This is a genomic window from Halorubrum yunnanense, from assembly GCF_026586675.1.
GTDB classification, from domain to species: Archaea; Halobacteriota; Halobacteria; order Halobacteriales; family Haloferacaceae; genus Halorubrum; species Halorubrum yunnanense.
This window is the reverse complement of record NZ_JAODIX010000062.1, coordinates 1-10561: the sequence shown is the minus strand read 5'-3', so window position 1 is coordinate 10561 and position 10561 is coordinate 1. Positions and strand designations below refer to the sequence as shown.

General features: G+C 63.5%; 9 protein-coding genes and 3 pseudogenes. 4 read left to right on the top strand and 8 right to left on the bottom strand.

Features of this window, described 5'->3' with window-relative positions:
• Positions 1–67 precede the first annotated feature (67 nt).
• Positions 68–640, bottom strand: a pseudogene (locus N5096_RS13125) (IS5 family transposase); the annotation flags it as partial.
• A gap of 475 nt (positions 641–1115) precedes the next feature.
• Here N5096_RS13125 and N5096_RS13120 point away from each other — a divergent pair.
• Together N5096_RS13120 and N5096_RS13115 are read left to right on the top strand one after the other, a co-directional pair.
• Positions 1116–1445 (top strand): LolA-like protein, encoded by a 330-nt coding sequence (locus N5096_RS13120; RefSeq protein ID WP_267665274.1) that lies wholly within the window; start codon positions 1116–1118, stop codon positions 1443–1445.
• Positions 1446–1576: 131 nt separating this feature from the next.
• The gene (locus N5096_RS13115; protein ID WP_267665273.1) at positions 1577–1996 is read left to right on the top strand and encodes a hypothetical protein; all 420 of its coding nucleotides are present in this window, start codon (positions 1577–1579) and stop codon (positions 1994–1996) included.
• A 102-nt stretch (positions 1997–2098) separates the two neighbouring features.
• Here the strand turns inward: N5096_RS13115 and N5096_RS13110 are convergent, their stop codons facing one another.
• From N5096_RS13110 to N5096_RS13090, 5 genes are read right to left on the bottom strand one after another with little or no spacing between them, the layout of a single operon-like run.
• Complete coding sequence (locus N5096_RS13110; RefSeq protein WP_267665272.1) at positions 2099–2803, bottom strand: ABC transporter ATP-binding protein; 705 nt, start codon at positions 2801–2803, stop codon at positions 2099–2101.
• A complete protein-coding gene (locus N5096_RS13105) occupies positions 2800–3576 on the bottom strand; it encodes an ABC transporter ATP-binding protein (protein WP_267665271.1) in 777 nt (258 codons plus the stop codon). The genes N5096_RS13110 and N5096_RS13105 overlap by 4 nt, the downstream gene beginning before the upstream one ends.
• Positions 3573–4439, bottom strand: coding sequence for a branched-chain amino acid ABC transporter permease (locus tag N5096_RS13100; RefSeq protein ID WP_267665270.1), 867 nt, complete (start codon positions 4437–4439; stop codon positions 3573–3575). Before N5096_RS13100 ends, N5096_RS13105 begins: the two co-directional genes overlap by 4 nt.
• Before the next feature lie 3 nt (positions 4440–4442).
• The gene (locus N5096_RS13095; protein ID WP_267665269.1) at positions 4443–5408 is read right to left on the bottom strand and encodes a branched-chain amino acid ABC transporter permease; all 966 of its coding nucleotides are present in this window, start codon (positions 5406–5408) and stop codon (positions 4443–4445) included.
• On the bottom strand, positions 5408–6634 hold the full coding sequence (locus N5096_RS13090) for an ABC transporter substrate-binding protein (protein ID WP_267665268.1): 1227 nt from the start codon (positions 6632–6634) through the stop codon (positions 5408–5410). The genes N5096_RS13095 and N5096_RS13090 overlap by 1 nt, the downstream gene beginning before the upstream one ends.
• A 135-nt stretch (positions 6635–6769) precedes the next feature.
• Here N5096_RS13090 and N5096_RS13085 point away from each other — a divergent pair, with 135 nt between their 5' ends.
• A complete protein-coding gene (locus N5096_RS13085; protein WP_267665267.1) occupies positions 6770–8155 on the top strand; it encodes an FAD-binding oxidoreductase in 1386 nt (461 codons plus the stop codon).
• A 15-nt stretch (positions 8156–8170) separates the two neighbouring features.
• Here N5096_RS13085 and N5096_RS13080 read toward each other — a convergent pair whose 3' ends face one another.
• Both N5096_RS13080 and N5096_RS13075 read right to left on the bottom strand, forming a co-directional pair.
• Positions 8171–8944 (bottom strand): pyridoxal-phosphate dependent enzyme, encoded by a 774-nt coding sequence (locus N5096_RS13080; protein ID WP_267665266.1) that lies wholly within the window; start codon positions 8942–8944, stop codon positions 8171–8173.
• Between the two features lie 193 nt (positions 8945–9137).
• Positions 9138–9524: pseudogene (locus tag N5096_RS13075) on the bottom strand (IS1595 family transposase); the annotation flags it as partial.
• A gap of 414 nt (positions 9525–9938) precedes the next feature.
• On the opposite strand from N5096_RS13075, the pseudogene N5096_RS13070 reads away from it, so the two are divergent.
• Positions 9939–10511 (top strand): annotated as a pseudogene (locus N5096_RS13070) (ISH3 family transposase); the annotation flags it as partial.
• Positions 10512–10561: the final 50 nt, after the last annotated feature.

The following is a 10561-nucleotide window of genomic DNA, read 5'->3' as shown; positions in this document are numbered from 1 at the left end:
GCATTCTCCCGCTTCAACTCCTTTGATTTAGCGGCCTACCTCGCCTCCGTATGGCGATTCAACACAGCCTGTCATAGCCTTTATCGGCGGCGAGAGACCGCAGATCGCCCGCGTTCCGGCGGGCGATCTGCTCAGCGAGGTCTGCGTCGCTTCCTTCTCGGTTTGTTGAACAGTGAACGTCAAGGACGGCTTGAGACGCTGTATCGACAAGTTTCGTGACTTTGAGCTTTTGAACGCGGTAGCTGATTCGCTGGCAGTAGTGGCGGCTGGCTGGTGAGCGGTCGTAGAACGTGGCGTCGATCGCGGCGTGTTCAGAGAGTTCGTGCAGCTGCGCCGACTGGCGCAGCAGCACTCGACAGATGCTCATGCTGATCCGGTCGAACGCCTTACACAACGTGGACGGCGCGGGGAGATCGGCCGCGTTGAGGCCGATCTCTCCGGTTATTTGTGGCATTTCTTTGAGCAAGTCGATCGTCATGCGGTACGATGAATCGAGGTAAATCCGCAGACAGTGGAGGGAAACGAGTGCATAGTCGGCGAATCCGCCGCCACCTTTCGGGGCGGCGGATTCGCCTCCATCGCCAGTAACTCTTTGAGCAACCGGTACAACCTCCCCGATGAAGCGGGAGATTTGCGTCATGAACAACCGCATTCTCTCGCTTCAACTCCTTTGATTTAGCGGCCTACCTCGCTGCTGTATGGCGATTCAACACAGCCGTTGAAACACATCACAAGGTGAGTTCTCATAGGTGCGTGTCCGAGAATCGGTGGAGACCCGGACAACACATGACAATATTAGTACGTCTGGCTTCTGGGTGACTTATGACCGAGATTAGGGCCGCAGGCCCGAAACGTGGTACTACAGCCTATTGCCAGCTGAATGGGTCCATTTATATATACCGACGACAGACGCGGTTATCACTCCCAAATCGGCGGCTATCCGACCTACTCATCGTGTTATTCAGGAGACAAGGAGCCGCAGGGGCGCGGTTCGAGGTTCGAAATCGGCCGGGATCTATTACTGGGCACATTTTTGAATAATACATAAATTATTCGACACGCAACATAGTCGGCAAAGTCGAGTCTACTGCTACGGAAGCGACTCGGTCACGACGGTGCTGAACGAAAGTATAGCAGTCACCTACAACGCCGAGGAGAACCACGTCTCGGAGTACGAAGTCTGGGCGAAAACGCTCCTCCCCCAGATCGAGCTGCTGGCCAACGAGTCGCTGCTCAGCTACGAGTACCGCGGCACCGAGACCGTCGACGGCCGGGAGAAGTACGTGCTGAACGCGGCCCCGACAGAGCAGTACCGGAGCGACATCGAGATGTCGACGACGGTGTACGTCGACGCGGAGACGTACTTCCAGGCTCGGATCGATAGCGAGATCCGGACCGAGGAGTACACTCACAGCTCTGCGGTCGCTTCGAGAACGTCACGCTGAATGATAGTGATTACTGTAAGTCTTTACCGCCGTGACGATCCGTATCGGCATTGAGGGCGGCTGAACCAGCGTCCCTCGACGCCGCCTCTGAAACTATTCGCAGTAATCACTATGAGGCGATCCCCGACTAGATGTTCGAGCTCGACGTGCCCGCGAACGCGACCGATCCGACGGCGAACCTCGGCCCCGAGATCACAGACTACGGAAGCTACGACAATCTTGTCGCCGCCCCGAACGCGTCGGTGTCGGCCGCCGAGATCGGCAACGGGTTCAGCTTCGAGGAGGGAACAATCCTCGACGGCGAGAGCTACTACGCGGTCACGCTCCGCTATGATGCCGCCGACCGAGCAATCACTGTCAACACGCAGGCCGAGCCGATCGGCGAGCAGAACTACGACGAACTCGACACCTACGAGGAAGTCGCCGTCGGCGATTGGGGGGCTATCTCACCAGCTACGAGGCGTTCACGCTGTTGTACTGGGAAACCGACCAGCCGTACACGCTGTACGGCGAGGCCAGTAACGAGACGGCGACCGATGTTACAGGGTTGATCGTCGACGGGTAGCCAGCGCCTCCCCCGGCGATGCTCAGCCCTCCGAACTACCCCCGGTGTGGCCGACGCCATCGGGGCGAGATCGATATCCTTCCACCGATCACCAGCCGAGGCTCTCGGCGTCGTCGGACGCTTGGAACTCCTCGACGGAGCCCTCGAACCCGATCTCCCCGTTCTGGAGCGTGTACACGCGCTCGGAGCTATCGACGACGGCGGAGACGTCCTGCTCGACGAGCAGGACGGTCGTCCCCTCCGTGTGGATCTTATCGATCCGCTCGAACATCCGGTCGACGATCTGGGGGGCGAGCCCCGTCGAGGGCTCGTCGATCAACAGCAGATCTGGGCCGGGCATGAGCGCCCGCCCGATCGCGAGCATCCGGCTCTCCCCGCCTGACAGCGTCTTCGCCGCCTGGTCGGGGCGCTCCTCCAAGCGGGGGAACAGGTCGTATATCTCCCCAATCCGGGCGTCGACATCGCCGTCCCCGGTGTAGCCGCCCATCCGAAGGTTCTCACGAACGGTGAGGTCAGGGAACACGGCGTCGTCCTGGGGAACGTATCCGACGCCGGCGTCGACGATCTCGTGGCGAGGCGTCCGGGAGATGTCGTCGTTCCCGTACCGGATCGTGCCGTCGTGGAGCGTCGTCCCGCCGACGATGGTCCGCAGCAGCGTCGACTTCCCGGCGCCGTTCGGGCCGACGATGGCGACGAAATTGCCCTCGTCGACGCGGAGCGAGACGTCCTCCAACACGTAAAGGTCGCCGTAGCCCGCGGTGACCGCCGACAGCGAGAGCAGCGGGTCGCTCATGCCGACTCCTCCCCGAGGTAGGCCTCGACGACCCGCTCATCGTTACGGACCTCCTCCGGCGTCCCGGACGCGATGGTCTGGCCGGCCTCCATCACGGTGATCGAGTCACAGATGTTCATGATAGTGTCCATGTCGTGTTCGACGATGAGGAACGTCTGATCGCGCTCCTCGCGGATACGCTCGATGTAGTCGACGATGTCCGTCGTCAAGTCGCTGGGCAGCCCCGCCATCGGCTCGTCGAGCAAGATAAGGTCGGGGTTGGTCATCAGCGCCCGCGCGATCTCGAGCAGCTTTCGCTCCCCGACGGCCAGCCGGTCGGCCCGCTGGTCGCGTTTCTCCGCCAGTTCCATGTAGCCGAGCAGTTGATCGGCGTGCTCGACGGCGGCGCGTTCGTCCTCCGCGTACGCCTTCGGTCCCGCGGTCGTGGGCAGCAGCTTCTCGCCGCGGTGGCCTGTCTTCCCCACGAGGAGGTTCTCGAAGACGGTCATCTCTGGAAACGTCCGTGCCTCCTGGAACGTCCGCGTGATGCCAGCCTCAACGATCTCGTACACCGGCTTGCCGGTAATCTCCTCGCCGTCGAAGACGACCTTGCCGCCGTCCGGGTCGTGGAACCCGGAGATGGTCCGGAACACCGTCGTCTTCCCGGCGCCGTTCGGGCCGATCAGCCCCGTGATCGAGTTCCGCTCGACGGTCATATCGAACCCGTCGACGGCGGTGACCCCGCCGAAGTACTTGTTGAGGTCACGTACCTCTAGCAGCCCGTCGTCGCTCATGTGTCAGCCCCACGGAGCCCTTCGGGCTTCCACAGCAGCAACACCACCATGATCGTGAACGCGACCGCCGGCTTGTACGACGCCGAGATGAACGCGACGCTCACCTCCTGGGCGATGCCGATCGAGAGCCCGCCGAGCATCGCGCCGTAGGGGTCGCCGATGCCGCCGAGGATCACGGCGGCAAACATCACCAGCAGCAGGCCGAACCCCATCGACGGCCGGACGACCGTGTTGAGGCCGATCAGCACGCCCGCGATGGCGGTCAGCCCTGCCCCGATGACCCACGTCCAGGTGACGATCCGCTCGGTGTTCACTCCTGAGGAGAGCGCGAGCGAGCGGTTCGACGCCGTCGCCCGCATCGTGACGCCGAGGGTCGTCCGCGTCAACAGCAGGTGGATGGCGATCATCAACACAAGCGAGACGACGACGATCGCGATCTGGACCGCCGTGATCCGCACGCCCGCGATGGCCATCGCCTCGGCGCCGCCAACGTCGAACCGTCGCGGGTCGCTCGACCAGACCATCTCGACGGCGTTGCGCAGGATGATGCTCAGCCCGAAGCTCGTGATCAGCAGCGAGAGCGCGCCGGCGCCCTCCCGACGGAGCGGGTAGAACACCACCCGGTCAAGGGCGAGCGCGAGCGCCACCGTGATTGGGATCGCCACGACAGCAGCGACGACGAACGGGAGGCCAAGCGCGACGTTCGCGACCAGCGCCGCATACGCCCCGAGAGTGAGATACTCGCCGTGAGCGAAGTTGATAAAATCAAGGATGCCAAAAATGAGCGTTAGCCCGATCGCGGCAAGCGCGATGGTACTCCCGACGATGACGCCGTTGAGCAAGAACTGTGGATCGAACGCCACCGGCTACTCACCTCCGTACTCGACGCGCTTGCAGTACTCCGCGTAGGAGATGTCACGCTCCGGCAGCAGGCCGTCGGGCCGGTAGCGGATCGTGACGATCACGAGAGCACCGACGAGTATCAGCCGCAGCGTCGGGATGATGTCACCCAGCCCGTACAGGTCGGGGAGATACCGCGTCGCCTCCCGGAACGCGATGATGAGGCCGGCGCCCAAGATCGCGCCCTTGGAGTTCCCGCTCCCGCCGACGATAAGGCCGACCCAGGTCAGGAACGTGATGTTCGCCCCGAACGCGGTCGGAGTCAGCGCTGTCGCGTAGTGAGCCCATAGCGCGCCGGCGAGCCCGGCCATCACGCCACCGACGACGAACGCCTGCATCCGGTAGCGGAACGTGTGCTTCCCGAGCGCGATCGACGCCTCCTCGTCGTCCCGGATGCTCCGGAGCACGCGGCCGAATGGCGACTGCTTCAGCCGTCGCGAGTAGGCGTAACACAGCCCGACCGCGAGCACCACGAGCCCGAGGTAGAAGAAGTCGTACGCCTCAGGCGGGATCACGCCCCTGAGGGGGCGATCGATCCCGTAGAGCCCGGCGACGCCGCCGGTCAGCCAGTTCTCGTTCATCATCACGTGTCGGAGGATCTCTGCGAGCCCGATGCTCACGATGGCGAGATACTCCTCGTCCAGCTGGAGCGTGGGGATCCCGAGCAAGACGGCGACCAGCCCCGCAGCGATACAACCGCCGACGATGCCGACGACGACAGGCAGGCCGAAGCCGAAGGAGTACGCCTGCGTCGCGGTCGGCGACGGGATGGTCAGGATTGCAGTCGTGTATGCGCCGACCGCGAAAAACGCCACATGCCCGAAGTTGAGCAGGCCCGTCTCCCCCCAATGGATGTTCAGGCCGAGCGCGAGGACGGCGTAGATCCCCGCGACCGTGGCGACGCTGGTCATAAACGACAGCTGCTCGAGCATCAGAAGTCGAGCGAGTCTGCCGCGATCTCTCCCACCTGTTCCCATTCGCTTCCGGTCGACTGGAACACCGCGAACGACGACCGGATGTTCCCCTGGCTGGTAATGTCGACGGGGCCGCTCGCGCCGTCGTAGTCGATTTCCGTCCCGTTGTCGAGCGCGTCCGCGCCGGCCTGGAAGCTGGTCACAGTCTCACCGTCCTTCGAGACGGCGGGGATCTCCCCCGCTAGGTCGCTCCCGCTGTTGCTCTCGGCGGCCTCGGCGGCGAGCGCGGCCAGCATCGCGGCGTCGTACGCCTCCGGGGTGAACGGCTGCGGGCTCTCGCCTGCGCGGGACTCGTACTCCGCGGCGAACTCGTCGTACTTCTCGCCGCCCGGGAGCGGCCCGATCGCGTAGGAGTCCTCCAGCGGGGCGCCGACGTCGGCCGCGAAGCTGTCGGTCTGCATGTCGTTGGACAGCCCCCAGACGCCGCCTAGCCCCTGCTCGTCCCACTGGTCCAGAATGATCTGGCCGGTCTGGGTGCCGGCGGTCAGCGAGACGAACTCGGGCTCGTCCTGGAATGCTTCGGTCAGTTCGGAGCGGTACGAGCTCTTTCCCGGCGTGAGCGCGACCTCGGTGGTGATGGTGCCGCCCAGCGCCTCGAATCCCTCGATGACTGTCTGGCCGAACGACCGGCCCCCCTGGTTGTCGACGTACATGACCGCGATCTCCTCGTAGCCGTTGTCCCGGGCGATCCGTGCCATCGCCTTCCCGCCCAGCGAGTCCGACGCCGATGTCCGGAAGATGTAGTTGCCGCCGCGGTCGTCGAGGACACTCGTCCCCGCAGTCGGCGAGATGATCGGCACCTGACTCTCCTGGGCGATGTCCATCACCGCGGGCAGCGTGAATGAGGTTGGGCCGAGGATCGCGCTGGCGCCGTCGGAGTCGGTCAGCTTCCGGAGCGCCGAGATCGCCGTCTGTTGGTTCGTCTCCGTGTCCTCGGTCACGATCTCGATATCGGTCCCGTTCATCCCGCCGGCTTCGTTGATCTGGTCTACGGCGATGTTCATCGCCACCTCGCTGGACTCGCCGACCCAGGCGACCTCGCCCGTGAACGGCTGGAGCATGCCCAGAACCGCCGTATCGCTTCCCCCGCCACCCATACAGCCGGCGACGGAGAATGCTCCCCCGGCGACTGCGGTCGTCTGTAGAAACGTGCGCCTGTCTACCTGTTTGTCACCATTAACCATGGCGAAGTAAACTGGGGTAAAGTTCTTTAAGCCTTCGATCGCGACGCGAGCTGGCGGCTGCTCGGTGGTTTTACCTTCGCTGGCCTCCCAGAACGAACCCGTCGCACCGATGCGGCGAACGATTCACCCGAATACATGGCACCTACAACCGAGTTCGTCGAGGGGATCCTCGACGCCGACCAAATCTCGTACGGCACGGCAGAGCGCGAGCAGCGAGCGGCCGACTGGGGGACCGACGACGCAGACGCCGTCACCCCGGACGTCGTCGTGTGGCCGGAGTCGACGGCCGACATCGCCGCGGTGCTCACGGCCGCGAACGAACACGGGGTTCCGGTCACCCCCTACGCCGCCGGAACCAGCCTCGAAGGCAACGCTGTCCCCGTCGAGCGCGGCATCACGCTCGATCTCTCCGAGATGGACGCGGTGCTCGATGTCAGACCCGACGACCTCCAGGTCGACGTTCAGCCCGGCATCTTTGGCGACGACCTCAACGAGGCTGTCGCCGACTACGGCCTCTTCGTCCCGTCGCTCCCCGCCTCCAGCGACATCTCGACCATCGGCGGGATGATTGCCAACGACGCCAGCGGGACGAAGACCGTGAAGTACGGCGAGGTCGCCGACTGGGTCCTCGAACTCGAAGTCGTCCTGCCGACCGGGGAGCTGATCACCGTCGGGAGCAAGGCCGCCAAGACCTCCGCCGGCTACAACCTCAAGGAGCTCGTTATCGGCAGCGAGGGCACCCTCGGCGTCGTCACCCGGGCCACGATCGAACTCACGGGCCGGCCCGAGCAGATCCGTGGCGGGCGGGCGATCTTTGACGACCTTGGCTCGGCCACCGCCGCCGTCGCCGACGCCGTCCAGTCCGGCGTCGACGTTGCGAAGATCGAGCTCATCGACGCATTCAGCGCCGAGGTGTCGAACGCGTTCCTCGACACCGATCTCCCCGACTCGCCGATGGTGTTCCTTGAGTTCCACGCCAATCACAGTGTCGAGAAGGAGATCGAGTTCTGCCGGGCGGTGTTCGAGGCCAACGACGTCGCACGCTTCGAGATCGCCGACGATGACACCGAGATGCGAGCGCTCTGGGAGGCGCGCCGCGAGCTCGCGGAGGCGTTCGAGCCGTACGACCCGGACCGCTCCCCGCTCACCCCTGGCGACATCACCGTCCCGATCAGCAGCTACCCCGAGATCATCGATTACGCCAAACAGCTCGAAGCCGAAAAAGGGATCCCGGTCGCCTGCTTCGGCCACGCCGGCGACGGCAACGTCCACTACTTCATCATGGTCGAGCCCGACGACCCTGAGTCGGTAGCGACCGGCGAAGAGATCTCCGAACGGCTCGTCGAGCGCGCCATCGAGCTCGGCGGCACCGCCACCGGCGAACACGGCGTCGGCCTCGGGAAACGCGACTACCTCACCATGGAGTACGACGACGCCGGCTTAGAGAGCATGCGCGCGATCAAGCGCGCGCTTGACCCAAACAACGTGCTCAACCCCGGGAAGATCCTCCCCGAGGAGTGAGCGACGGCAGTCGAACTACTCCCCGAGCGACTCGCCGGCGAGCAGCGTTCGAAGCTTCCCCGGCGAAACATTCCGGCCGGTGCTGGGGAGCATGTCCGTCTTCACACGGATCTTCGCCTCCATCTCCCGCATCGCCGCAAGGCTCGTCGCGGAGGCGCCCTCCGCGGGGGTCCCCGCCTCGGTCAGCATCTCCCGAACGCCGATTTCAATCGCCGTCTCGCTCACGAGGCGGAACTCGTCGAGGCTCTCCCAGAGTGCGCCCATCTTCACCGCGAACGGCACCCGCGTCGCGACGCCTCCAGCGAACGTTTCCATCCGGTCGTGGGGTCGAGGTGGCCCTCTGACCAGGCCCGGTGTATCGCCGGTGCGGCCGCCAACTGGACGCTGATCACGTCGGCGTCGGTAAGTTCTCCGACGGTGAGACAGTAGCCCGTCGCACCCGCCCCCCCCGCCGACGGGCGAGAACAGGTAGTCAACCCCCGGCAGTTCCTCGACGACTTCCAGCCTCGCGGTCCCGACGCCGGCGACCAGCGCTGGCTTGTTCGCGGAGTGGACGTACTGATACCCCCGTTCTGCTGCGAGCGCCTCGGCGCGCTCGCGGGCGTCGTCGAACACCCGGCCGGCGTAGGCGACCGACTGCCCGTGGTTGCCCGTGCTGGCGGCGATCAGGTCGGGGTCGTGGAACTCCTCTCCCAACCGCGAGATGACCGTCACTCCGTCGCGGACTTTGAACGCGCCCGTTGGGAGCGTGTCCGCGCGTTTCAGGTAGACGTCGGCGGAGGGTGTCATAGGACTCCCTCAACAGTCTGTAAAATACTCTGGTTGAGAACTATCGTATGAGACACGTTCTATGGGAGTATAATCAAGTCGCCACGGAACAACTCGGTCGGTATGGCGATCCTGCTGGTCACGGCGAGTGTGTGTCAGCCATCGGTACCATGAGATTACTGATCCGGTTACACTCTTCGGTAGACTGGCGGAACTAGTGGAATACGTTGACGGCAATACAATCCACGAGACCGTGGATCGGTGCCCCAGTAAGATTCAGTGACCGGAGGAAGCCGTAGGTCTGAGCGGCCTGCTCCAAGCCCTGCTTGGAGAGGCCGCGGAACTTCGCCAACCACGGCTGGAGCACTGACCAGAGACACTCTGTTTGGTTCGTGTGGACGCCCTCAGCAGAGACGTATCCGTCGTCGTGGACGACGTACTGGTGATCATGCTCCATACCTCGGTAGGCTGGCAAGCCGTCGGTCCAGACCTCTCCCAGCGGCTGGGAGAGGTCGTCGGCCTCCTCAATCACCGGTCCCAGATCGTCCTCGTAGTCGCTTCCCTCTTGGGCTGACACCACACGAAGCACGTCGCGGTCGACGCGAACCTCTTCGACGATCTTCCCGGCCTCATCCATTACTGCCACCTGTGCGTACCGTTTGTGGACGTCGATTCCGAGGTACATGGTTGGTTCACCCGGGACGCCAGTGCGTGAAGCAGAGATTCACCTATTCGGGCTTTCCCGGATGCCGCGGGGCGCGGCATCCGGGCTGTAACGCCCATGACTCGGCTTCTTTCGCACACGGACCAGTCAACAGAACGTGCTCTGTGGCACGAAATCCAGGTCGGTCTCTTGCGCCCCATATCTTGTTTCACGCTCTCATGGAGTAGCAGCGTTTCCATCGAGTCAGCATCGCCCACGATATCCCCTCATTTCTGTCAGTAGTGAGGTGCGAGATACAGAGTATCAGTCGATCACATCGGGTTTGAGTGAAAGTGTCTGCTTGGGAAGGGTGTGAAAGCTACCGAAGCAGACAGCGAGATAGAAGAAGAGCACCTGCTTAATTTTGTCGTCAACAGTCTCGACGAAGAGCTTGCGATAGATCTCGGTGATGACGTCGAGGTCACGACAGAGACGTTGTACGAGGTCCTCGCCGGCGCCAGCGCCGGCGGGACCTCAATCAACCACGTCTGCGAAACGACTGGTGACTCACCACACGCCAACACCGTCCGGGGACATCTCACCGAGCAGTTTGAGCTTGACTCGGTTGAGGCAGTTGGGGACATGCTCCTGCAGCGAGATGCGCTTGCGACACTTCCAGATCGACCGGTGGAGGTCTGCGCAGACCTCCACCTCGATCCCTACTACGGCGACGAAGACGAGACAGAAGCGCTGTACTTTTCACAGGCGAAACGTGGAACGACCACATTTCACACGTATGCGACGCTCTACGCGCGGATGCGCAACAAACGATACACGCTGGCGGTTCGCCAGCTTGTCGCTGGCGATACCACCAGCGATGTCCTCGCTGAGTTTCTCGAACTGCTCGACGGCCTTGACCTCAGCGTGCCTTGTTTTGCCGCCGACTGACGGCAACTTCAGACGTTCTTACCGCAATATTCCGCCAGATTAACCCG